This is a genomic window from Mesorhizobium sp. AR07 (assembly GCF_024746815.1).
Lineage (GTDB): Bacteria > Pseudomonadota > Alphaproteobacteria > Rhizobiales > Rhizobiaceae > Mesorhizobium.
Window position 1 is genome coordinate 6,117,587 of record NZ_CP080525.1, and the last position, 21,669, is coordinate 6,139,255.

Below are 21,669 nucleotides of genomic sequence, written 5' to 3' on the forward strand. Positions count from 1 at the left end.
GCGCGGCTTTGTTCGCTACAGTTTGCAGTAAGGTGTTACCGGCGCGATGACGCCGAAATCCCTAGCGATCTCGTAGCCGATGCCGTCGGCCGCCGCCTTGCCGACATAGGAATGGCAGAGCGTGTGGTTGTTGGTGGCGTCGACGCGGATCTTGCCCTGCGGCGCGTCGAACTCGATGGTTGGCAGCGCCGCCAGCACATCATCGTCCTTCAGCGATCCGGCCTTCTCGGCGGCCAGTGCGTAGAGGTGCAGGCCGTTGTAGCCGGCTTCGCCGATGCCGTTGACCATCTTCTCCTGGCCGAACTTTTCGCGGAAGCTGGAGATGAACTTCTTGTTGACCGGGTTGTCGAGCGCCATCCAGTAGGGCTGGGGCGCGTAGGTGCCGGCCGCCACGCCGGCTGGCAGTGCGTCCTTGTTGAAGACCTCGTCGAGCGGCGCGATCAGCGGCTGCTTGATGTCGAAGCTGCGATACTGCTTGAGCTGGGTGACGGCGTCGTTGCCAACCACCATCGACCAGACGACATCGGGCTTCAGCGACTTGATCTTCTGGAACGCCGGGCCGAAATCGTTGGTGCCGAACGGGTAGTAATCGGCGCCGATGATCTTGCCGCCGGCCTTTTCATAGGCGGCCGTGATCGCCTCGGTCATCTTCTGCGGCCAGGCATAGTCGGAGGCCATGATGTAGATCGTCTTGCCGAGGTTTTCGGCCACCCAAGGCATCATCGGGTCGACCTGCTGCATCGGGATCGGGCCGGTGGCGACGAAGTAGCGGTTGCATTCGCCGCCCTCGAAATTGGTCGGGTAGAAGAACAGCTTCTTGGCCTTCGAGGTCACCGACAATGTCGCACTGCGCTCCGGCGAAATGATCGTGCCCATGATCACGTCGACCTTGTCTTCGTTGATGAGCTTGCGGGCCTTATCGATCGCGCCCTTGGTCGTGGTCTGGTTGTCCTCGATGAACAATTCGACCTGGCGGCCGCCAATGCCGTTGGCGGCATTGAGTTCGGCGGCGGCGAGCTTGTAGCAATTGAGCAGCGTCTCGCCGAGGATCGCCTGCAGCCCGGTGATCGGGATCGACAGGCCGACCTTGACCGTATCGGCGGCGCGCAGGATTGACGGCGCGCCGACCATAGCGAAAGCGGCCGCGGCGCCGCCGGATTTCAAAACAGTTCTTCTGCTTATCATTGTTGTGTTCCCTTCCAGTTCAGGCGCGCCCCATGCACGCCTTACAAAGCCAACAAATCCCAGGCGCGCTTCAGGCGCGCCTTATAAAGCCAACAAATCCTTGAGCAGGGTCTCGTCGGCGAACGCCTCCGGCGTGCCTTCATGCACGATCCTGCCCTTCTCCATCACCAGGCAGCGGTCCGCCGCCTTGAGAACGAGATCGAGATTCTGCTCGACAAGAACGATCGCGATGCCGCGCTCGCGCGCGATGCGTGGCACCAGCTCGGCGATCGACTGCACGATGTTCGGCTGGATGCCTTCCGAGGGTTCGTCGAGCAGCAGCACCGATGGCAGGCCGCACAGCGCGCGGCCGATCGCCAGCATCTGTTGCTGGCCGCCGGAGAGCGTGCCGGCGACCTGCGTTTCGCGTTCGCGCAGGATCGGGAAATAGCCGAAGATGTCAGCCGGAATACCACCGTCGCCACGCCCCTTAGCGGCGCGGGTGCCGACCTCCAGGTTCTGCCGCACGGTCAGCTGGTTGAAGATGCCGCGCCCCTGCGGCACATGGGCGATGCCGGCCCGCGCCCGGCGGAAGGCCGCAGCATTGGTGAGGTCCCGGTCGCCGAGAACCACGGCGCCGCCGCTCGCCCGTAGCGCGCCAGCGATGACGCGCAGCAGGGTCGTCTTGCCGGCGCCGTTGCGGCCGAGCAGGCCGACGACTTCGCCCGGCGCGACGCTGAGGTCGATGCCATTCAGCACCGGGAGCAGGCCGAAGCCGGCCGAGACCGCCATTGTCCGCAGCACGGTCAGCGCCTCCCCAGATAGACGTCGCGGACCATTTCGTCGGTCTCGATGTCATGGAAGGGACCGCTGCGCAGCCGGCGCCCCTGATGCAGCACAAGTGTCTCGCAGTTCAGCGCCCGCACGAAGCGGATGTCATGCTCGACCGCGACGATCGAGAACTCGCCCCTGAGCCGCAGCAGCATCTCGGCCGTCGCCAGCGTCTCCTGCGGCGTCATGCCAGCGGTCGGTTCGTCGAGCAGCAGCAGCCGCGGCTCGATCGCCAGCGCCATGCCGATCTCCAGCCATTGCTTCTGGCCATGCGCGAGTTCGCCGGCCAGTGTCGAGGCGCGATTGCCGAGCGCGACCAGTTCCAGCAATTCAGCAACCGGCCGGACCGGTGAGGGCACGCCCCACCGCGCCACCTTCAGATTGTCTTCCACCGACAGGCTGGGAAAGACCGACGGGATCTGGAATTTGCGGGCGATGCCCAGCCGCGCGATGCGGTGCAGCGGCAGGCCGGCAATGTCGTGGCCGAGGAAACGCACGCTGCCGCTGGTCGGACGAAGCGTGCCGGTCAGCACATTGAGGAAGGTGCTCTTGCCGGCCCCGTTCGGCCCGATGATGCAGCAGAGCTCTCTGTCGCGCACGGTGAGGTTCAACGCTTCCAGCGCCTGCAGACCGCCAAAGCGGATGCCGACGTTCTCGGCCTGGAGCAGGACGTCGCTCATTGCACGCGCCTCCGGCCGGTGAACAGGCTCTTCAGCCGCGCGTAGATCGACAGGATGCCGTCCGGCAGGACGAAGACAATGACCACGAAGACGCAACCGAGCAGCAGCGGCCACAGGCTCGGATTGAAGCTGCTGATCGTCTGCTGCGCGCGTTGGATGAAGATGGCGCCGAGCACCGGACCAAGCAGCGTGCCGCGCCCGCCGACCGCTACCCAGACGATGACCTCCGTCGACAAAAGCAGCCCGGACAGGTCGGGCGCCACCAGCCCGGCCATGCAGACATAGAGGGCGCCGGCAAGCCCGGCGATGGCAGCGGACAGGGTGAAGGTGACGAGCAGCCGCAGCGGCGCGTTGTGGCCAAGTGCGGCCGCTCGGACCTCATTGTCCTGGATGGCGGTCAGCACCGTGCCCCAGCGGCCACGGCTGATCGACCACAGCGCCAGCACGGCCACCGCGACGATGGCCGAGACGAAGATATAGGAGGGCAGGTCCTGGCTGAGATCGACATGCAGCCCGCCGACATCGAACGCGATCGGCGGGATGCCGATCAGGCCGCTGTCGCCGCCGGTGACCGAACTCCAGGAAACGGCTGCCTGCTGGCAGATGACACCCATGGCCAGCGTGACAATGGTGAAATAGCTGCCACGGATGCCGCCGAAGAACAGGAAATAGCCGATGATGGTGGCGACGAAGGCCGCCCCGGCGACCGCGCCGGCCAGGCCGAGCAGGCTGGCGAAGGGGATGGCGTCGTTGAGCGTGACCAGCGCCATGATGTAGCCGCCGATGCCGAAGAAGGCGGCGTGGCCGAAACACAGTATCCCGGTGCGGCCCCAGAAGAAGTCGAGGCTCGCCGCGAAGAGGCCGAAGATCAGCGCGTCGCGGATCACCGTCAGCTGATAGCCGTCGGCAATGAGCGGATAGAGAATGGCGAGCACCACGCAGACAGCGAAGATCAGCAGCCAGTTGCGGTCCCGGGCGATCATCGCGACGCTCCGTTGAACAGGCCGTTGGGCCGCAGCCGGACGGCGACAATGGCCGCCAAGAGCACGATCGCTTGCGCCAGCGACGGCGATATCTGGTAGTTCAGGACACTGGTCAGGCCGCCGACGAAAACGCTGCCGGCGACGAGGCCGCCGATCGAGCCGACGCCGCCGACGATGACGACGAAGAAGGCGTTGGCGAGATAGTTCACCCCCATCTGCGGCAGCACGATCGCCAGCGGCGCGACCAGCCCGCCGGCAAGCCCCGCGATGGCGGCGCCGAAAGTGAAGGCGATGGCGTAGGTGCGCCGCGTGTTGATGCCGACGCCTTCGGCCATTTCGCGGTTCTGGATGACGGTGCGGATGTCGAGGCCGAACGACGTCCGGCTGATCAGCAGGACGACGCCGAGCAGGGTCAGCATGGCAATAGTGATCAGGATCAGCCGGTAAGCCGGATAGACGGTGAAGAAGAGGTCGAGCGTGCCCTCGATCGGCGGCGTCACCGGCTTGGCGCCGAGACCGAAGGTCAGTTCCAGCCCTTGCTGCAGGATCAGGCTGACGCCCCAGGTGGCGAGCACGGTCGAGACCGGCCGCGAATAGAGATGGCGGATGATGGCGAATTCGAGGATGCAGCCGACCACCGCGCCGGCGATGGGCGCGGCGGCCAGCCCCAGCCAGAAGGAGCCGCCGATGCTCTGGACGAAGTAGACCGCGAAGGCGCCGACGGTGACGAACTCGCCATGCGCGAGATTGGTCACGTTCATCAGGCCGAAGCTGATCGCCAGCCCGAGCCCGACCAGCATCAGGATGCTGACCAGCGTCAGTGCATTGAGAAGCGTGGTGATCAGAAAATCCATCGCGTCAGGCCGCGCTGGCGAGGCGTTGGCGCAGGCCGGCGAGCAGGCCTTCGGCGGCATCGATCACATCAGTCTGATGCGGCTGCAGGTCCTGCCCGGCCCAGTCGTCGATATGGTCTGACAGCGGATCGACCACTTCGGTGCGATGATTGGCCAGCGTCTCGATGACGGCATGGCCGCAGAACGGCACATAGCCCTCGGAGTAGCCGCCCTCATGGCTCATGATCAGGCGACCGTTCGATGTCTCGGCGGCCAGCGCCACCATCCGCGCGGCGAGGCGGCGGAAGCATTCGCTGTTGAGCATCATGCGGCCAAGCGGATCGAAGCCAGATGCATCGAAACCGGAAGCAACGATGACGAGGTCCGGCTTGAAGGCCCGCAGGGCAGGGGCGATGACGCGGTCGAAGGCCGATTCGTAGGCACCCGTGCCACTGCCTGCCGGCAGCGGGATGTTGATGTTGTAACTCTCGCCGGCCCCTTTGCCATTGTCGGCCAGCGCACCGCGCCCTGTCGGATAAAGATTGTCCTGGTGCACGGAAATGGTCAGCACCGAGGGGTCGGAATAAAACACCGTCTCGGTGCCGTTGCCGTGATGCACGTCCCAGTCGACCACGGCGGCACGGCCGAGCAGGCCTTCATGCTGCAGCCGGCGCACGGACACGCCGATGTTGGAGAACAGGCAGTTGCCCATTGCCTGGTCGGGCTCGGCATGGTGCCCCGGCGGCCGCGCCAGCGCATAGGCGTTGTCGACCCGTCCGGTCAGCACGGCGCGCATGGCGGCATAGGTGGTGCCGGCCGATAGCAGCGCGATGTCGAAACTGTTGAGGCCGATCGGCGCCTGCGGGCCGGCGAAGCCGGAACCGCGCTCGCTGAGCATTCTGATGTCGTCGACATGGCGTTGCGTATGCACGCGTAGCAGATCCTCGACCGAGACCGGCTCGGGAATGATCGGCACCAGATGGCGTGACAGGCCGCTGACCTGAATGAGATTGTTCAGCCTGCGCTTCGAGCCGGGTGATTCCAGATGCCGGCCAGGTTCCACAAAGCGGCCGGGAGGCATCATGTCGGCGCTGGAGCCGGTGTCATGCCACATCAGCTGTTCGTGAAAAACGTAACCTGTCGCCATCCGCAGCGTCCTCTCCGAAGCCAGATGACGCTAGCAGGCTAACGATGACGCGGCCCGACCCGAAAGAGGGGTTGTGCCTGTTATCTATGCCCCTCCTTTCGGAGGGGTACGGAGGTTTGCCGAAGCTTGCGCGGCGCGCACCGCCTGCACGCGGTTGCTGACCGCCAGCTTGCCGAAAATGTTCTTCAGATGCCATTTTATCGTCGTTTCGCTGACCGACAGGGCAATCGCGATATCACGATTGGACATGCCCTCCGCGAGATAGCGCAGCAGTTCGGTCTCGCGCTGGGTGAGCTGTTCCTTCTCGGCGACGGGTGCTGCCGGCTTGCGCATCGCCACAGGCATCGTCCGCGCGGCATCGATGATGCGCGTGGCATAGGCTGACAGTGCCGGATCGGTCCTTGCCTGAGCCGCACGCAGCCGCATCAACCCTTCGACAACAGGCCTTCCCTCGTCGACGAAGGAACGGATGAAGCCAGAGGGGTGAGCGAGGCGCAGCGCATCGAGCAGATAGCGGTCGGCCTCGCGCTGGTCATGGCCGGCACTCTTGGCGCGCAGGATCAACGCCAGGATATGGCGGCGCATGCGCCCGCTGTTTTTCGTGCGCTCCAGAAGCGCATCGAAAATACCGGCCGCCGCGACATAGGATTTTTCCGCCGTCAGCAGGCGGCCCTCGGCGAAGAACTCGAACTCGTTGGCAACAGTGGGGGTGGCCTCGGCGCGTCCTTGGCGATGTTCGCTCAGCAGGGTGCGTGCCTCGGCGCCACGGTTCTGATCGAGCAGCAGCCTGACGCGATCATGCACGAGCACCGAAGCAAGGCGGCGATACACCGAGCCCCGCACGCGCTGGTAGACGCGCTCCAGCATGTCCAGCGCCGCCTCGGTGCGATCGGTCAGCTGCAGCACGCGGGCATAGGTCGGCACGCTCGCCAGCGGATAGACGATGACCGCCGCCCCTTCGATCAGCGGCCCGAGATTCTCGACCAAGGTCAGGGCCTCGCCGGACGCATTGGTCTCGTAGGCAAGTTCGGCAAGCAGCGTGCCGGCCAGCGCCTCGGCGTAGGAATTCGGACCGATCCGCGCCCTGGCCTCGGCGATCGCGTCGCGCAGCAGCCGTTCGGCGGCGGGCAAGCGGCCAGCCGAGCGCTCGATGACGGCCATGTAGCAATTGGCAATGGTGACGCCGAGCAGGCTGCCGCTTCGCTCATGCGCCTTGCGCGCCGCGTCCACAGCCGCGCGCGCGCCGTCGAGGTCGCCCAGCGCATAGAGGTTGTAGCCGATGATATTGGCCGTAGCACCCTCGATGAACCACGCATCGGGCGCGATGACGCGCAGGGCTGCCAGTGCTGTATCGCGCGCCTGCTCGAACTGCTCCAGCGTGCTGTGGACGGCGGCGGCGAGCACCGCGAGCTCGGCCTCGATCGTGGTGCCGGTCAACGTGCCGGGATCCTTGCCGTCGGCCGGCCCGGTCTCGACAAGCTTGCGTGCATTGCTCAGCGTCTGTTGGGCAATCTCCGGCTGGCTGCTGTGTACCGCCAGCCACAGCACGACGAGCTGCAGCCGGATGCGCTGGTCGATCAGCTTTTTTGGCAGCAGCGCCAGCAACTGGCGCACGTAGAGAAGCTGGCACTGGGCGATGAGGTCGAGCGCATTGTTCTCGACGAACACCGCCGCGCGGGCCTGGTCGCTGGCGGCGAGTGCGTGTCCGATGGCCTCGGTCAGCATCTTGCGTTCGCCGAACCATTCGGCCGCCGCCAGATGCAGCGGCGCGATCATCTCCGGCTCGCGCCTTTCCATCTCGCGGCTGAGGAAGTCGCGGAACAGATGATGGTAGCGAAACCAGCGCCGCTCCTCGTCGAGCGGCACCAGGAACAGGTTGCGGGTCTCAATTTCGGTGATGGCGGCTTCGGCATCCGCCGCCCGCATCACCGCGCGGCAGGCCTCGGCGCTAAAACGTTCGAAGATCGAACTGTAGAGCAGGAATTTTGCGATCGCCGGCGGCAGTTCCAGAAACACTTCGCCCATCAGGAAGTCGGCGACGTTGCGGTTGGCGCCGGTGAAGTTGCCGATGACGGTTTCGGGCGCATGCGTGGCGCTGAGCGACAGCGAGGCGAGCTGCAGGCCGGCGGCCCATCCTTCGGTCCGCGAACACAGGGTTTCCACCGTGACGCTGCTGACGCTCAAGCCGAGCTTCTCGTTGAAGAAAGCCTCGGCCTCGGAGGAGGCGAAACGCAAATCGTCGGGGCCGATTTCGAAGACGTCGCCCAGCACCCTGAGCTTGCCGAGCTGCAGGTCGGGCAGGCTGCGCGAGCCGATGACGAAGGCGACGTTTGCCGGCGCCTGCCGCGTCAGGCGCTCCATGAACCGCTTCACCGCCGGTGCTTCGATGGCGTGGTAATCGTCGAAGAACAAGGTGATGTCGGCCTCGCGCGCCGCCAAACCCGCCACCAGTGCGGCGAGCACGACATCGAGCTGCGGGATCGGGCTCGATTGGAAGGCGAGGTCGAGTTCCGCCGGGTTCTGGACGAGATGGCGCAGCGCCCCCACCAGATGCGACAGGAAGGCGCCCTCGTCATTGTCTGATACCTCGCAGGACAGCCATGCGCTCAGCCGGCCGAGGCGCGCGACTTCCGCGGCCCATTGCGCCATCGTCGTCGACTTGCCGAAGCCGGCGGGCGCGGCGAACAACACGATGCGCGTATCGCCATGCCGCTTCAGCGTCGACAGGATGGTCTCGCGGCGAACCCATCGGCGGTGATGCGGCGACGCGTGTGGGACGGGTTGCGGAGCTGTTCTCATCTAGGCTTGCGCAACCTGGCGGTTCTCTAGATTGCTGGCGCGCCACTCGGCTTCGATCAGCGGAATCTGCGGTGCGGCATTGCGGGGCAAGGTTCCCTTTATCCGGGGGTCGTCGACGATTTCAAACCCGGTTGCGAAGGGCACGAATCCGCAGGCGCTGTAGAAACCGATGACGCTGTGATGATCGAAGCTGCTTGTGTGCAGCCAGATATGGCTCGGATTGAGGCGCCATGCCAGTTCGAGCGCGCCAGCCATCAGCCGCTTGCCGAACCCGCGGCCAGTCAGCGACGGGAACAGGCCGAAATAGGTGATCTCGATCTCGTTGCTGTCGGCGACGCAGAATTCGACCATGCCGAGATGCGCGCCGCTTTCATCGTAGCCGTAGTAGAGATGCTGGCGCGGATCGGCGAAGTGATCTGTGATTTCGGCGTCGGACATCTCAGACACGCGGTCCCACAGCCAGGGCGCACCGATCTCGAGGAAGATCGCCCGATAGGAATTGCAATCGGGCATGGTGATGCGGGCCATCGCCAAGGGTTTCGCGAGATCGGGTCGCGGCGCGCGCGCCTCCATCCATGTCACCGCATTGGCGAGCTTGCCCGCCGGCAGGCGCCGGTAACCGATGGCGAGATCGGTGATTTCGGCCGGCATCGTGTCTTCGGTGATCAACGCATTCCTCTTCAAGTCTGTCCGATAGCAGTATCGGCTTGCGGCCGTTGATGCCAACACCGCGAAAGCGCCGACAAGAGACGGCTGGGCCAGGATCGGATTTTTTGGCGCCGCTGCCTCTTGCATTTCACAGGAATGGCATATGAGATATGATACACCATCCAGATGAAAGCGAAATATGATGCCTGAGCGGATTGCGGACGAGGCCATTCTCAGCGCGGTCGACGACGGCTTCGCGCGGCAGGTCGCGTTCCTGGCCGATCTCGTGCGCTTTCCCTCCCAGCGCGGCGAGGAACACGCCGCGCAATCGTTCATGGCGGCTGCCTATGAAGCAGACGGCTATGCGGTCGACATGGTGGCGCGTCGACGTCGACGCGATTCGCGACCTGCCGGGTTTTTCGCCGGTAGCGGTTTCCTATGACGATGCCTTCAATGTCGTAGCCACCCACACGCCACGAAACGCGACCGGCCGCTCGCTGATCCTCAACGGCCATATCGACGTGGTGCCGACGGGACCGCTCGACCGCTGGGTGCGCGATCCCTACGATCCGGCGATCGAGGATGGCTGGATGCATGGCCGCGGCGCCGGCGACATGAAGGCCGGCCTGTCCGCGTGTCTCTATGCGCTGACCGCGTTGCGCAGCCTCGGCTATCAGCCGGCCGCGAAACTGTTCCTGCAGTCGGTGGTCGAGGAAGAGTGCACCGGCAACGGCGCGCTCGCCTGCCTTCAGCGGGGTTACCGCGCCGACGCCGCCTTCATCCCGGAACCGCTGGAACCAAGGCTGATGCGGGCGCAGGTCGGGCCGATCTGGTTCCGGGTCGAGGTCGATGGCGATCCGCAGCACGCGTCCGGCGCCTTCTCCGCCGGCGCCAATGCCATCGAAAAGGCATTCGTCATCATCCAGGCGCTGAAGCAACTCGAGATCGTCTGGAACGCGCGCAAGGTCGATGACCCGCATTTTTGCGATCATCCGCACCCGATCCGCTTCAATCTCGGCAAGATCGAAGGCGGCGAGTGGACATCGAGCGTTCCGGCGCGCTGTGTCTTCGAGATGCGCGTCGCGACCTATCCCAACCAGAAGCTTGGGGATGCCCGGGCCGAGATCGAGGCCTGCATCGCCGAGGCGGCGCGCGCCGACCCGTTCCTGGCCAACCGTCCGCCGCGCCTGACCTACAATGGCTTCATGGCCGAGGGGTATGTGCTCGAAGGGGCCGACGAGATGGAAGCCGTTTTGCGTCGCAGCCATGTCGCCGTGTGGGGCGAGCCGCTGCAGGAACACGTTACCTCGGCGACGACCGATGCGCGCTTCTTCGGTCTCTATGCCGACACGCCGGCGATCGTCTACGGCCCGATCTGCCGCATGCCGCATGGCTATGACGAGGCCGTCGATCTCGATTCTGTGCGCAAGGTCACCCAGACCATCGCGCTGTTCATCGCCGATTGGTGCGGCCTCGAACCTGTCGATCCCGGGGCCAGGCCATGAATGCGGCTGTGCCAGACGCTTTCGGTGAAACACTCGCCGAGGACGCGCCTGATGTGTCGACGATCGACGCGCTGGCCCTCCTGCGCCAGCACTACGGTTTTGCCGGCACCGCGCGTCCGCTGCCTGGCGAACGCGACCACAATTTTCACATCCAGACGGACGGTGAGGGTGAGTTCGTTCTCAAAATCTCCCACCCGGCGGAAGAGGCCGGCTTCACCGACTTCCAGAACAAGGCGCTCGACCACATCCTTGCGGTCGATCCGACCTTGCCGGTTCCCTCGGTGCGAAAGAACCTGCAGGGCGATGCGCAATTCGCGGTCGGCGTCGGTGGCTCGGCGGCGCGCATCATCCGGCTGGTCACCTATTTGCCCGGCCAGCTGCTTTCGCGCTCGCCGACGTCAGCGGCGCAGGATCGCAATCTGGGCATCTTCCTTGCTCGCCTTGGCCGGGCACTGCGCGGCTTCTTCCATCCGGCCGCCGGCAGCGACCTGCTCTGGGATATCCGCAAGGTCGCCAAGACGCGGCCGATGCTGGCGCACATCGCCGACGCTAGCCGGCGGGCCATGGTCGAGCGTGCGATCGACGCTTTCGAGGAGCATGCGGCGCCCGTCATCCCGACACTGCGCGCCCAGATCGTCCACAACGACATGAATTCCTACAATGTGGTGATGGATGCGTCGCGGCCGGAGGTCGTGAGCGGCATTCTCGACTTCGGCGACATGATCCATTCGCCGCTGATCTGCGATCTCGCCATCGGCGCCGTCTACCGCTGGCCGGCTGAAGGCCATCCGTTGGCGCCCGCCGCACGCTTCGTCGCCGGTTACCAGTCGGTGCAGCGGCTCGAGGCCGAAGAGATCGGCATTCTTTTCGATCTGATCCGTGCCCGCCTTGCGCTCATCGCCAACATCGCCAGCTGGCAGGCGGAGCGCTTTCCGGCCAAACGCGATTATGTCCTGCGTCTGGCCACCGAAGTATGGGCCTCGCTCGAACGGCTGGACGGTCTGTCGTCCCCTGACGCCCGCCGCTATTTTCTCGACCATTCCAATCCGGAGTAGATGCTCGTGTCCCAGTCCTCGCCTGCGAATGCCTTTGCCGATGCTTCGCCACAAGAGCGCGCCTTGCTCGAGCGCCGGGCCAGGCTGCTTGGCCCGACCTATCGCGCCTTCTACCGCAACCCGATCCATCTGGTGCGCGGCAGCGGCGTCTGGCTCTACGATGCCCAGGGCCGCAAATACCTCGACGCCTACAACAATGTTGCCTCGGTCGGCCACTGCCATCCGCGCGTCGTCGAGGCGCTGTCGGGGCAGGCCGCCACGCTCAACACCCACACGCGTTATCTCAGCGAGATCATCCTCGACTATGCGGAGAAACTTCTCGGCACCTGTCCGCCCCCTCTCGGCCACGCCATGTTCACCTGCACCGGCAGTGAGGCCAATGACCTCGCCATCCGCATCGCCCAGCATTCCAGCGGCGGCACCGGGGTGATCATCACCGACTTCGCCTATCACGGCGCGACGATCGCGACGGCACAATTGTCGCCGGCTGCGATCGGGACGAAAGCCGTGCCCGCGCAGCACCGCACTGTCGCAGCGCCGGACACGTTCCGCGACCATGGCCGCGCTGCACGCGATTTCGCCAGGGATGTCGCCGCTGCCATCGACGACATGCGCGCGCAAAATATCCGGCCGGCGGCCCTGCTTCTCGACTCGGCTTTTTCCAGCGACGGCATCTTCTTTCCTGATGCGGCGGTGATGCGTGAGGCGGCTGATCACGTCAAAAGAGCCGGTGGCATCGTCATCGCCGATGAGGTCCAGTCCGGCTTCGGCCGGCTTGGCCAGGGCATGTGGGGCTTTGCCAATTATGGCATCGAGCCTGACATCGTCACGATGGGCAAGCCGATCGGCGACGGGCATCCGATGGGCGCGGTGCTCGTGCGGCCGCAGCTTGTCGCTTCCTTCGGCTCGAACACCGGTTACTTCAACACCTTCGGCGGCAATCCGGTCGCGGCCGCCGTCGGCATCGCCGTTCTCGAGGTGATCGAAGGCGAGGGGCTGATCGAGAATTCCCGCATGGTCGGCGCCTATACGGCTGAGCTGCTGGACATGCTGAAGAGCCGGCACGGCATGGTCGCCGATATCAGGCACAATGGCCTCTATTTCGGCGTCGAGTTGACGGCGGAGGGCGACGAGGCCTTGGCCGCCACCAAGACATCGGCGGTTGTCGAAGCCATGCGCGAGGACGGCGTGCTGATCTCTTCCTGCGGCCCGCGCGGCAATGTGCTGAAGATCAGGCCGCCTCTTCCGTTTGCCAGGGACAATGCCGAACAACTGGCCGAGACGCTCGATCGCGCACTATCGAACTGGTGACCGGAGCAGGCCCGCATGCTGAAGCTTGAACATCAAACCCTGAACGACCGCGCCTATGGCGCGCTCAAGCAGGAGTTGATTTCAGGCGGGTTCAGTCCGGGCCAGACACTGGTCATCCGCAAGCTTGCCGAGACGTTCGGCATATCCACGACACCGATCCGCGAGGCACTGCAAAGGCTCGTCGCCGAGCGGCTGCTCGAGATGCAGAACAACCGCTCGGTCATCGTCCCTTTGCTGTCCGCGCCTGCCTTCGAGGAACTGACGCGCATCCGCGTCGCCGTCGAGGGACTGGCGGGCGAGATGGCGGCGTCGCGGATGACCGAGAGCGGGCTGGTGGACATCCGGGCCACGCTCGCAGGCATGCAGCATGCCATCGAGGCCGGCGACGCCAGGACCTATCTTACGCTGAACGAAGGCTTCCACTTCGCCATCTACCAGCATGCCGGCGCGCCGATCCTGCTCAACATGATCCGCGACCTCTGGGGTCGGGTAGGGCCGTATCTCAAGCTGCTGATGCAGGTTGATCGCTACATTCCGCAGTCGAACGACGCGCATCGCAAGATCGTCGCCGCTCTGGAACAGCGCAGCGGTTCTGCCGTCCGGACGTTCATAGAAGAAGACATCGCCGTGGCAGCCGCTGTTTTGTCGGCAAACCTTGGCGCTGCCAGGTGACTGTCGGCCTATCCCGTCCTGTCCAACCGGTCGCGCAGCATGCTCCAGCCGAGCAGCATGTTGGGCGCGTGCCGCAGCACCGCATGGAACGGGATCGGCGCCGGCGGCGCAAAGGGCAGCGGCAGGTCACGCGCATCGGTCCCAGTGGCCCAGTCGGCCAGCACCTTGCCCATCGCCGTCGTCATGGCGATGCCGCGCCCATTGCAGGCGCGGGCGGCGATAAGGCTCGGCCCGAGGTCGATGAGGTGCGGCAGGAAATCCGGCTCGACCGCCGCCATTCCCGACCAGCTGTGAGCAAGCGGCGGCAGGTCAGGCAGGTCGAGATGTCGGCCAAGCCGTCGCCAGATCACCTGCGGCACGCGCGCATCGGCGCCGGCGCTGAGTATATGCATGCCGCCGCTGATCAGCCGGTTCTCGGCGTCGAAGCGGAAGGTGAAGAGATTGCGCCTGGTGTCGCCGACGCCTTGCCCGCCGGGCAGGAGACGCGTGCGGACTTCGCGCGGCAGTGGTGCGGTCGCGATCTGGAAAACCTTCAGCGGAAAATAGGTTCGTTGCAGCAACGGATTGAGCGACCCACCATAGGCGTTGGTGGCGATCAGCACCTTGCCGGCACGCACCGATCCTGATGGCGTTTTCAGCACCCAGCCATCGGCCATGCGATCGACCGAGGTGACGCGCGTCTGCTCGAAGATGCGGGCGCCGGCCTTCTCCGCTGCATCGGCCAGTCCGCGCGCATAGGCGACCGGATTGAGCACGCCTCCGGAACGGTCCATCCAGCCGCCGACATAGCCGCGCGCACCCGTCAGCGCTTCGACCTCCTGCCGGTCCAAGGTAACGGCCGGCCTTCCGCGCTGCGCCCATTGCCCGGCCCGCGATTTGACCGTCTCGAAGGCGGCAGGCGAATGCGCCGGCTGGATCCATCCGCTCTGCACCGCGTCGCAGTCGATGCCATACTGCCGGATCAAACGGAAAACCAGATCGGCGCTGCCAGCGGCGAAATCGATCAGCCTTGCGCCGCGCGAAGGCCCCAGATGGGCAATGATGTCGTCGGGGTCCATCTTGGCGAAGTTCGGCACGACGAAGCCGGCGTTCCTGCCGGTGGCGCCCCAGGCGATGAATTCGGCTTCGAGAACGGCGACGGAGAGCCCTTTCCCGGCGGCGTGCAGCGCGGTTGAAAGGCCGGAAAAGCCGCCGCCGACAATGGCGAGGTCGACATCGAGCCGGTCGTGCAAGGCCGGCCGGTCGCGGCGATTGCGGCTGACGGCATGCCAGAGCGAAGCGCCATGCGCTTCCGGACGAACCACGGCGTTCATAATGCGGAGCTGCTCTTGGCCGTAGCGGCCTTCGCCCGTTTGCCAAACCGTGGCCTGTCGCCGAACAGGCCGTTCGGCCGGATCAGCAGGATGACGCAGAGCATGACGCCGATGGCGGCGATCTGCAGGGCGGCCGCGCGGGCCTGCTGCTCCGGCGGGAAAAGCACGCTGGTCAAGGTGCCCGATCCTGCCCATATCGCCCAGACCAGGATGCTGCCGATAACCGCGCCGAGATTGCTGCCCGAGCCGCCGACAATCAGCATCACCCAGACCTGGAAGGTCAGGATCGGCAGGTAATTGTCCGGCGCGATGAAGCCGGTGAAATGCGCCTGCAGCGCACCGGCCAGCGCCATGATGGCGCCGCCGACGGCAAAGGCCTGGACGCGGTAGAAGCGCGCGCTCTTGCCCAGCGAGATCGCCGCCCGCTCGTCCTCGCGCAGCGCCTTCAGCACCCGGCCCCATGGGCTGCGCGACAGGTGCTCCAAAGCGAGATAGACGATCAGGGTCACCGCCGAAACAACCGCAAGGTTGGACAGGTTGAACAGCAGCGGCGTCTCGGCGAGGCTGCCGAAGGGGCGCGGGATGAAGCCGATGCCGAACGGGCCGCCGGTCAATCTCTGCGCGTTGAGCGCGATCAACTGCACGACGACGGCAACACCGAACGTGGTGATCGCCAGGTAGTCGGATCGCAGCCGCAGCGTCGCCATGCCGGTGAGTGCTGCGGCGATGCCGCCGACGACCATGGCGCCGAGCCAGCCGACGAGGATCGGCAGGCCGAAGCCACCCAGCCGCGCGGCATCGTCCGGTGTGGTCAGCAGCGCCGAGGTATAGGCGCCGATGGCGACGAAGCCGGCGAGGCCGACATTGAACAGGCCGGTCAGTCCCCACTGCAGGTTGAGCCCCAGCGTGACCAGCGAAAAGATCAGCGCGGTGGTCAGGAAGAAGGCGCCGTAGCCGAGCAGGTCCATCAGCGTTCCCTCACACCAAAAAGGCCGATCGGCCGCACAAACAGCACCGCCATCAGGATGATGAAGGAGACAGCGGCGCGCCATTCGGCGCCGATCAGCTGCACCGCGCCCGCTTCGGCGAGCCCGATGATCAGGCCGCCGAGGACCGCACCGGGGATGCTGCCGATGCCGCCCAGAATGGCGGCGGCGAACATCGGCAGCAGCATGTCGAAGCCCATGAACGGGCGGATCTGCACCAGAATGCCGATCATCACGCCGGCCACGCAGGCCAGCGCCCCGCCGATGATCCAGGCGACGCGCACCACACTGGCGACGTCGATGCCGACGATGCGGGCCAGTGCCGCATTCTGGCTCAAGGCCTGCATCGAGCGGCCGGTTTGCGTGCGTGTCATCAACAGATGCACGCCGAGCACCAGCACGGCGGTCAGCAGCAGCAAGGCGATCTGGTCGGGCGTGATGCGGATGCCGAAGCCGACCGGCATGGCGATCTGGATCGCCCGGCTGAAATAGGTCGGGCGCGAGGTGAAGGTGAATTCGAGCAGGCTTCTGAGCGCCATCGAGGCGCCGAAACTCGCCATCACCACGATGATCGCCTGGCCCTGCGAGCGCAGTCGCGCAAACAGCAGCTTGTCGAGCAGCAGTGCCAGGAGCGCGGTAAATGCCATGCCGATGATCAACGCGACAAGGAGCGGCCAGCCGAAGGACAGCGGTGCGATCGGCGCCACCTTGCCGACTGTCGCGCCGATGGCGCTGACGACGGCCAGCGTCGCGTAGCTGCCCCAGGCCATGAAGTCGCCATGGGCGAAGTTGGAGAAGCGCAGGATCGAATAGGTGAGCGTCACGCCGATGGCGCCGAGGCCGATCATCGAACCGGTCAAAAGCCCGTCGACGACGAATTGCAGGTTCATGCCGCGCCTCCCTTCCCAGCGTGCAATGTCTTTTCTGCCTTGAGGGGGCGCTGGCCAAGATAGAGTTCGGCGACCACCGGGTCGTTCCACAATTCGGAGGCGACGCCTTGGTGCCGGTCCTTGCCTTCGACCAGCACATAGGCGCGGTCGCCGATGGCAAGCGCTGCCTTGGCGTTCTGTTCAACCAGCAGGATGGTGACGCCGGACTTGCGGATACCGGCCAGCATCTCGAACACCATCGAGACGAATTTCGGCGCCAGCCCGGCCGACGGCTCGTCGAGCACCAGCACCTTGGGGTGGACGATCAGCGCCCGTGCGACGGCGAGCATCTGCCGCTGTCCGCCTGAGAGGTTGCCGGCGGGGGTCCGGCGCTGGCGGACGAGGTCGGGGAAGGCGACATACATCTCCTCGATGCGGGCCGGGATTTCGCGCCGCTCGAGGATGCCGCAAGCGACCTTCAAATTGTCCTCGACCGACATCAGCGGGAAGATGTTTTCGGTTTGCGGAACGAAGGCCAGGCCAAGCCGCACCATGGTATGGGCGGGCGCGGCGGTAATGTCTTTTCCGTCCAGAAACACCGTGCCGCCGGTGATCGGGACGAGGCCGGCAATGGCCTTGATGAAGCTCGACTTACCGGCGCCGTTGGGACCGAGCACGACGACGATCTCGCCTTTGCTGACGGTGATAGAGGCGCCGCGCACGATCGGTACGCCGGGCTCGTAACCGGCTTCCAGATCGCGGACGTCGAGGACGGTCTCGCTCATGCCGTGCCTCCGAGATAGGCCTCGATGACGCGCGGGTCGCGGGCGACCTGTTCCGCCGTGCCTTCGCTGAGCAACTGGCCGCTCGCCATGACGAGGACCCGATGGCAGAGCCGCGTCACCATGTCGATGTTGTGCTCGATCAGCAGGAAGGTGATGCCGCGGGCGTTGATGTCGCGGATGCGGTCTATGATGACTTCGAGCAGCGTCGCGTTGACACCCGCCGCCGGTTCGTCGAGCAGGATGATCGCCGGATCGGCCATCATGACGCGGGCGAGTTCGAGCAGCTTGCGCTGGCCGCCGGACAGCACGCGGGCCGGCTCCTGCGCGAGGTGGGTGAGGGTGACCAACTCCAGCAGTTCCAGCGCCTTTGCCCTGGCCGCTCTCTCCTGCGCCGCCACGCGCCACGGCGTGACGAAGTTGGCAAGCAGCTTTTCTCCGGCCTGGTCCTGCGCCGCCAGCATGATGTTTTCGATCAGCGTCAGGTTGGGCAACGGCCTCGGGATCTGGAAGGTGCGGCCAAGACCGCGGCCGATGCGCAGATGCGCGGCTTCCCCCGAAACGCGCGTGCAGTTGAGCAGGATATCGCCGCTGGTCGGCAGGATGCTGCCGGCGAGCAGATCGAACATCGTCGTCTTGCCGGCGCCGTTCGGCCCGATCAGGCCAAGGATTTCTCCCGCCCTGACATCGAACGAGACGTCGTTGACGGCGACAAGCCCGCCGAACCGCCTGACGACGTTCCTTGCCGTCAGAACCGGCGCGCGGGTCTCCTGCCCTTGCCGTTCGGCTGTCTCGCTCATCAAACCCTCTGGCCGGAGACGATCGTTGCCGTCTCCTGATTTTTGATTTGTGATCACACTTGCTTTGATCACGCTATTCGGCTTTAATTTCGTCCGCAAGCCGAAAACCGGCCGAGAACGGAATTCCATGCAAAAGGCTGCCATCGAAAAGAACAACGAGGCGATCGCGGCCCAGCTTGCGCCGGTCGGCCGCGAGACCGTGCTGGATCGTGTCTATTCGGAGCTGCGCCGTGCTCTGATCGGGGGCCTATTCGAGCCAAGCCAGGTGCTGACCATCCGTGGCCTCGCCGATGCGCTGGTCACGTCGACCATGCCGGTACGCGAGGCGCTCGGCCGGCTGATCACAGAAAAGGCGCTGGAGGCGCTGCCCAATCGTTCGGTGCGGGTGCCCCCGATCACGCTGGATCGCCTCGACGATCTCTTGCGGGCCCGCATCCTGATCGAGGGCGAGGCCATCGCGCTGGCCGCCGCCCGCATGGGGCCGCGCCAGATCGCCACCATCGAGACCATTCTCGGCGAATGGGACGAGATGCGGGCGCTGAAGCACAAGAAGGATGTCGATCGTGAAGTGACGCTCAACCAGAGCTTTCACTTCGAGATCTACCGTTCGTGTGGTTCGGCCGTGCTGATCCCGATGATCGAGAGCCTGTGGCTGCAATCGGGCCCCTGCATCCGCGTCGCCATCTACGCCTTCTCGGAGGCCGGCGAGGTCGATACCGCCCAGTATCACCGCCGCATCGTCACGGCACTGGCCACGCAGGATGCGCAGTCCGCGCGCGAGTCTCTGGTCGCCGACATCAGCCGGCCCTTCACCTTCCTGCGCAGCAAGCTGCAATCCGCCGCGAAAGACCAGACATGACCTCCATCAGGATCACCGAGCCGCGCTCGCAGCTTTCCGTCACGGCGCTGCTGTTGCCGGAGAAGGCGCCGGAAAACGCTGCCTTCCTCAAGGCATATCTTAGCGCGCCACGCATCGTCCCGGGCATCCATGCAATGTGGACAGGGCCGGAAATCTCCTGTCCGGTTCCGGCTGCCGATCTCGAGGGCCAGCCCTATGCCAGGCCCTTGCCGGCGGAGAACGCGACGCTGACGCCGCAGCCGGGCGACATCGTGCTGTCCTATGTGCCGCCGCGCATGTGGGGCGGCAATCCCAACGCGATCTTCGACATCGGCCTCTATTACGGGCAGGGCGCACGGCTCCTGTTCCCGATCGGCTGGCTCGCCGGCAGCGTGGTGGCACAGGTGCTTGCCGACGAGCGCGACCGGTTCGCCGCCGCCTGCGGCGTCATCCGCCGCAACGGCGCTTGCGACGTCACTTTCAGCCTGGTGGAGGCCTGAATGGCCGACGACGGTTTCGAACTCTTCGATCTTCGCGTCGAGGCGGTCATTCCCGAAGGCAAGCCGATCTACTGCGGTGCCAGGGCCGGCGACTATTTCGAGTTGAAGGGCGAGATGCTGTCGATGCCGGCCGGTCAGGGTTTTTCGATCTATTCGATAGCGGCCGTATTGCCGCTGCTGGCCGCCAAGCAGCGTCCCACCCACCCGAACGACTGGATGACCTCGGACGCCGAGATCGCTTGTCCCGATCCCCATTGCGCCAGCCGGCTGAGGATCGTCAGGACCGGCACGCGGCGATTCAGCCATGCCGAGACCACGGCCGTGCCGCTGCCGAAGCAGAGAGACGACAAATGAGAGCCAAGACCTTCGAACTCGGCCCCGGCTACACGATCTCGCGCGTCATTCGCGGCGGCTGGCAACTGGCCGGCGGCCATGGCGCCATCGACCGTCAGCAGGCGGTGGCCGACCTGATCGCCACCTTCGATGCCGGTATCTGGACCTATGATTGCGCCGACATCTACACCGGCGTCGAGGAGCTGATCGGTGCGGCGCGCCTGCGGCTGGCCAGTGAGCGCGGCCTCGACGCCGCCGCCAGGATGAAGGTGCACACCAAGCTGGTGCCCGACCTCGAACGGCTGGCCACCATCAGCCGCGACTACATCAGGGGCATCGTCGACCAGTCGCTGCGGCGGCTGAAGACCGAGCGGCTCGATCTCGTGCAGTTCCACTGGTGGGACTATGCGATAGCCGGCTATGTCGAGGCGATGGGCTGGCTCAACGAGCTTCGGCTGGAAGGCAAGGTGCGCAATCTCGGCACCACTAATTTCGACACGCCGCGGCTCGCCGAAATCCTCGCCGCTGGCATTCCTCTGGTCAGCCAGCAGCTGCAATATTCGGTGCTCGATCAGCGGCCGGGCAACAGCCTTGCAGCACTCGCCGCAAACAACGGCGTCAGCTTCCTCTGCTATGGTTCCGTCGCCGGCGGCTTCCTCAGCGACAAATGGCTTGACGTGGCCGAGCCAGCCACGCCGCTCGAAAACCGCTCGCTGGTCAAATACAAGCTGATCATCGACGACTTTGGCGGCTGGGACCTGTTCCAGCAACTGCTTCAGGCGCTGAAGACCGTCGGCGGCCGCCACGGTGTCGACATCGCCACCATCGCCAGCGCCTGGGTGCTGGAGCAGCCGCAAGTGGCGGCCGTCATCGTCGGCGCCCGCAACCAGGCGCATGCCATTGCCAATGCTGGTATCATGGATGTTGCGCTCGATGCCGAGGATCGGGCGCGGATCGCCGCCGTCATCGCGCAAGGCACCGGCCTCGAGGGCGACGTCTACACGCTGGAGCGCGACCGCCACGGCCGCCACGGTTCGATCATGCATTACAACCTCAATGCGGGGAAGAAATGAGCGGCGAGCCCTCCCTGTTTTCACGCGCCAGCGCCGAAATCGTTGGCCTGCATCGCCTCTTCGTCGATTGGTTCGTCGCCGCGCGCGCCGACAAGGCGGATTTCAGCCGATTCGAGCGCGTTATGGGCGACGGTTTCGCCATGGTCGCGCCGGACGGCCAGATCCTCGATCGCGACGCGGTTGTGGAGCATGTCCGCGCAAGCCGCGCCTCTTGCGATGACGGCTTCGCCATTTCCATCGAGGATATCAGGCCCGGCTGGCAGGACGCCGACACGATCGTCGTCCTCTATGTCGAGGCGCAGCTGCGCGCGGGCAAGCACAGCCGCCGGCAATCCAGTGCCGTCTTCACCACCAGTTCATCGGCGCCCAATGGCGTCGAATGGCGACATCTGCATGAAACCTGGCTGCAGGTGCCGGAACGCTGAACAGGAGCATCGGACCAAAAAGTGCGAAGCGGTTTTTGGACAGATCCGATGCGCAGACAAAGAGCTAAAGCATCGGACCAAAAAGTGCGAAGCGGTTTTTGGGCAGATCCGATGCGTAGACA

21 protein-coding genes and 1 pseudogene are annotated in these 21,669 nt (G+C 65.3%); 9 read left to right on the plus strand and 13 right to left on the minus strand.

Annotated features, from left to right (window positions below; translation table 11 throughout):
• Positions 1-15: 15 nt before the first annotated feature.
• From BPNPMPFG_RS30180 to BPNPMPFG_RS30215, 8 genes are all read right to left on the minus strand, one after another.
• On the minus strand, positions 16-1,185 hold the full coding sequence (locus BPNPMPFG_RS30180; RefSeq protein WP_258592205.1) for a substrate-binding protein: 1,170 nt from the start codon (positions 1,183-1,185) through the stop codon (positions 16-18).
• A gap of 81 nt (positions 1,186-1,266) precedes the next feature.
• Positions 1,267-1,968, minus strand: coding sequence for an ABC transporter ATP-binding protein (locus BPNPMPFG_RS30185; protein ID WP_258592206.1), 702 nt, complete (start codon positions 1,966-1,968; stop codon positions 1,267-1,269).
• A gap of 2 nt (positions 1,969-1,970) precedes the next feature.
• Positions 1,971-2,675 carry an ATP-binding cassette domain-containing protein gene (locus BPNPMPFG_RS30190; RefSeq protein WP_258592207.1) on the minus strand — a complete coding sequence of 235 codons (705 nt, stop codon included), beginning with the start codon at positions 2,673-2,675 and terminating at the stop codon, positions 1,971-1,973.
• On the minus strand, positions 2,672-3,658 hold the full coding sequence (locus BPNPMPFG_RS30195; RefSeq protein WP_258592208.1) for a branched-chain amino acid ABC transporter permease: 987 nt from the start codon (positions 3,656-3,658) through the stop codon (positions 2,672-2,674). The genes BPNPMPFG_RS30190 and BPNPMPFG_RS30195 overlap by 4 nt, the downstream gene beginning before the upstream one ends.
• Positions 3,655-4,512 carry an urea ABC transporter permease subunit UrtB gene (urtB, locus tag BPNPMPFG_RS30200; RefSeq protein ID WP_258592209.1) on the minus strand — a complete coding sequence of 286 codons (858 nt, stop codon included), beginning with the start codon at positions 4,510-4,512 and terminating at the stop codon, positions 3,655-3,657. The genes BPNPMPFG_RS30195 and urtB overlap by 4 nt, the downstream gene beginning before the upstream one ends.
• A gap of 4 nt (positions 4,513-4,516) precedes the next feature.
• On the minus strand, positions 4,517-5,638 hold the full coding sequence (locus BPNPMPFG_RS30205) for a class II histone deacetylase (RefSeq protein WP_258592210.1): 1,122 nt from the start codon (positions 5,636-5,638) through the stop codon (positions 4,517-4,519).
• An 84-nt stretch (positions 5,639-5,722) separates the two neighbouring features.
• Positions 5,723-8,437, minus strand: a complete 2,715-nt coding sequence (locus BPNPMPFG_RS30210) for a winged helix-turn-helix domain-containing protein (protein WP_258592211.1) — start codon at positions 8,435-8,437, stop codon at positions 5,723-5,725.
• On the minus strand, positions 8,438-9,106 hold the full coding sequence (locus tag BPNPMPFG_RS30215; RefSeq protein WP_258592212.1) for a GNAT family N-acetyltransferase: 669 nt from the start codon (positions 9,104-9,106) through the stop codon (positions 8,438-8,440).
• 181 nt (positions 9,107-9,287) lie between these two features.
• On the opposite strand from BPNPMPFG_RS30215, the pseudogene BPNPMPFG_RS30220 reads away from it, so the two are divergent.
• From BPNPMPFG_RS30220 to BPNPMPFG_RS30235, 4 genes and pseudogenes are all read left to right on the plus strand, one after another.
• Positions 9,288-10,590: pseudogene (locus BPNPMPFG_RS30220) on the plus strand (ArgE/DapE family deacylase).
• Positions 10,587-11,645: a phosphotransferase gene (locus BPNPMPFG_RS30225; RefSeq protein ID WP_258592213.1), complete on the plus strand. Its 1,059-nt coding sequence runs from the start codon at positions 10,587-10,589 to the stop codon at positions 11,643-11,645. The pseudogene BPNPMPFG_RS30220 and the gene BPNPMPFG_RS30225 overlap by 4 nt, the downstream one beginning before the upstream one ends.
• Entirely contained in the window at positions 11,646-12,956 is a 1,311-nt protein-coding gene (locus tag BPNPMPFG_RS30230; protein WP_258592214.1) for an aspartate aminotransferase family protein, read from the plus strand. It begins immediately after the preceding gene.
• 15 nt (positions 12,957-12,971) lie between these two features.
• Positions 12,972-13,628, plus strand: a complete 657-nt coding sequence (locus BPNPMPFG_RS30235; RefSeq protein WP_258592215.1) for a GntR family transcriptional regulator — start codon at positions 12,972-12,974, stop codon at positions 13,626-13,628.
• A gap of 8 nt (positions 13,629-13,636) precedes the next feature.
• Here the strand turns inward: BPNPMPFG_RS30235 and BPNPMPFG_RS30240 are convergent, their stop codons facing one another.
• Genes BPNPMPFG_RS30240 through BPNPMPFG_RS30260 form a run of 5 tightly spaced genes read right to left on the minus strand, consistent with a single transcriptional unit; the run spans position 13,637 to position 18,378 of the window.
• Positions 13,637-14,941 carry an NAD(P)/FAD-dependent oxidoreductase gene (locus BPNPMPFG_RS30240; RefSeq protein ID WP_258592216.1) on the minus strand — a complete coding sequence of 435 codons (1,305 nt, stop codon included), beginning with the start codon at positions 14,939-14,941 and terminating at the stop codon, positions 13,637-13,639.
• Complete coding sequence (locus BPNPMPFG_RS30245; protein WP_258596986.1) at positions 14,938-15,912, minus strand: branched-chain amino acid ABC transporter permease; 975 nt, start codon at positions 15,910-15,912, stop codon at positions 14,938-14,940. The genes BPNPMPFG_RS30240 and BPNPMPFG_RS30245 overlap by 4 nt, the downstream gene beginning before the upstream one ends.
• Positions 15,909-16,817 (minus strand): branched-chain amino acid ABC transporter permease, encoded by a 909-nt coding sequence (locus tag BPNPMPFG_RS30250; RefSeq protein WP_258592217.1) that lies wholly within the window; start codon positions 16,815-16,817, stop codon positions 15,909-15,911. The genes BPNPMPFG_RS30245 and BPNPMPFG_RS30250 overlap by 4 nt, the downstream gene beginning before the upstream one ends.
• A complete protein-coding gene (locus BPNPMPFG_RS30255) occupies positions 16,814-17,581 on the minus strand; it encodes a branched-chain amino acid ABC transporter ATP-binding protein (RefSeq protein WP_258592218.1) in 768 nt (255 codons plus the stop codon). The genes BPNPMPFG_RS30250 and BPNPMPFG_RS30255 overlap by 4 nt, the downstream gene beginning before the upstream one ends.
• Complete coding sequence (locus tag BPNPMPFG_RS30260) at positions 17,578-18,378, minus strand: ABC transporter ATP-binding protein (RefSeq protein ID WP_258592219.1); 801 nt, start codon at positions 18,376-18,378, stop codon at positions 17,578-17,580. The genes BPNPMPFG_RS30255 and BPNPMPFG_RS30260 overlap by 4 nt, the downstream gene beginning before the upstream one ends.
• Positions 18,379-18,505: 127 nt before the next feature.
• Here BPNPMPFG_RS30260 and BPNPMPFG_RS30265 point away from each other — a divergent pair, with 127 nt between their 5' ends.
• From BPNPMPFG_RS30265 to BPNPMPFG_RS30285, 5 genes are read left to right on the plus strand one after another with little or no spacing between them, the layout of a single operon-like run.
• Entirely contained in the window at positions 18,506-19,237 is a 732-nt protein-coding gene (locus BPNPMPFG_RS30265; protein ID WP_258592220.1) for a GntR family transcriptional regulator, read from the plus strand.
• The gene (locus BPNPMPFG_RS30270) at positions 19,234-19,716 is read left to right on the plus strand and encodes a DUF3830 family protein (protein WP_258592221.1); all 483 of its coding nucleotides are present in this window, start codon (positions 19,234-19,236) and stop codon (positions 19,714-19,716) included. The genes BPNPMPFG_RS30265 and BPNPMPFG_RS30270 overlap by 4 nt, the downstream gene beginning before the upstream one ends.
• Entirely contained in the window at positions 19,717-20,070 is a 354-nt protein-coding gene (locus tag BPNPMPFG_RS30275) for a TIGR04076 family protein (protein WP_258592222.1), read from the plus strand.
• Positions 20,067-21,122 (plus strand): aldo/keto reductase, encoded by a 1,056-nt coding sequence (locus tag BPNPMPFG_RS30280; RefSeq protein ID WP_258592223.1) that lies wholly within the window; start codon positions 20,067-20,069, stop codon positions 21,120-21,122. The genes BPNPMPFG_RS30275 and BPNPMPFG_RS30280 overlap by 4 nt, the downstream gene beginning before the upstream one ends.
• Positions 21,119-21,547 (plus strand): DUF4440 domain-containing protein, encoded by a 429-nt coding sequence (locus BPNPMPFG_RS30285; RefSeq protein ID WP_258592224.1) that lies wholly within the window; start codon positions 21,119-21,121, stop codon positions 21,545-21,547. Before BPNPMPFG_RS30280 ends, BPNPMPFG_RS30285 begins: the two co-directional genes overlap by 4 nt.
• Positions 21,548-21,669 lie beyond the last annotated feature (122 nt).

Bases quoted from the DNA above. Each gene is read 5' to 3' on its own strand.
- BPNPMPFG_RS30270 (WP_258592221.1), top strand. From the start codon at position 19,234: ATGACCTCCATCAGGATCACCGAGCCGCGCTCGCAGCTTTCCGTCACG.
- BPNPMPFG_RS30275 (WP_258592222.1), top strand. From the start codon at position 19,717: ATGGCCGACGACGGTTTCGAACTCTTCGATCTTCGCGTCGAGGCGGTC.
- BPNPMPFG_RS30260 (WP_258592219.1), bottom strand. From the start codon at position 18,378: ATGAGCGAGACAGCCGAACGGCAAGGGCAGGAGACCCGCGCGCCGGTT.
- BPNPMPFG_RS30230 (WP_258592214.1), top strand. From the start codon at position 11,646: ATGCTCGTGTCCCAGTCCTCGCCTGCGAATGCCTTTGCCGATGCTTCG.
- BPNPMPFG_RS30190 (WP_258592207.1), bottom strand. From the start codon at position 2,675: ATGAGCGACGTCCTGCTCCAGGCCGAGAACGTCGGCATCCGCTTTGGC.
- urtB (WP_258592209.1), bottom strand. From the start codon at position 4,512: ATGGATTTTCTGATCACCACGCTTCTCAATGCACTGACGCTGGTCAGC.
- BPNPMPFG_RS30280 (WP_258592223.1), top strand. From the start codon at position 20,067: ATGAGAGCCAAGACCTTCGAACTCGGCCCCGGCTACACGATCTCGCGC.
- BPNPMPFG_RS30205 (WP_258592210.1), bottom strand. From the start codon at position 5,638: ATGGCGACAGGTTACGTTTTTCACGAACAGCTGATGTGGCATGACACC.
- BPNPMPFG_RS30250 (WP_258592217.1), bottom strand. From the start codon at position 16,817: ATGAACCTGCAATTCGTCGTCGACGGGCTTTTGACCGGTTCGATGATC.
- BPNPMPFG_RS30240 (WP_258592216.1), bottom strand. From the start codon at position 14,941: ATGAACGCCGTGGTTCGTCCGGAAGCGCATGGCGCTTCGCTCTGGCAT.
- BPNPMPFG_RS30265 (WP_258592220.1), top strand. From the start codon at position 18,506: ATGCAAAAGGCTGCCATCGAAAAGAACAACGAGGCGATCGCGGCCCAG.
- BPNPMPFG_RS30255 (WP_258592218.1), bottom strand. From the start codon at position 17,581: ATGAGCGAGACCGTCCTCGACGTCCGCGATCTGGAAGCCGGTTACGAG.
- BPNPMPFG_RS30210 (WP_258592211.1), bottom strand. From the start codon at position 8,437: ATGAGAACAGCTCCGCAACCCGTCCCACACGCGTCGCCGCATCACCGC.
- BPNPMPFG_RS30225 (WP_258592213.1), top strand. From the start codon at position 10,587: ATGAATGCGGCTGTGCCAGACGCTTTCGGTGAAACACTCGCCGAGGAC.
- BPNPMPFG_RS30195 (WP_258592208.1), bottom strand. From the start codon at position 3,658: ATGATCGCCCGGGACCGCAACTGGCTGCTGATCTTCGCTGTCTGCGTG.
- BPNPMPFG_RS30180 (WP_258592205.1), bottom strand. From the start codon at position 1,185: ATGATAAGCAGAAGAACTGTTTTGAAATCCGGCGGCGCCGCGGCCGCT.
- BPNPMPFG_RS30285 (WP_258592224.1), top strand. From the start codon at position 21,119: ATGAGCGGCGAGCCCTCCCTGTTTTCACGCGCCAGCGCCGAAATCGTT.
- BPNPMPFG_RS30235 (WP_258592215.1), top strand. From the start codon at position 12,972: ATGCTGAAGCTTGAACATCAAACCCTGAACGACCGCGCCTATGGCGCG.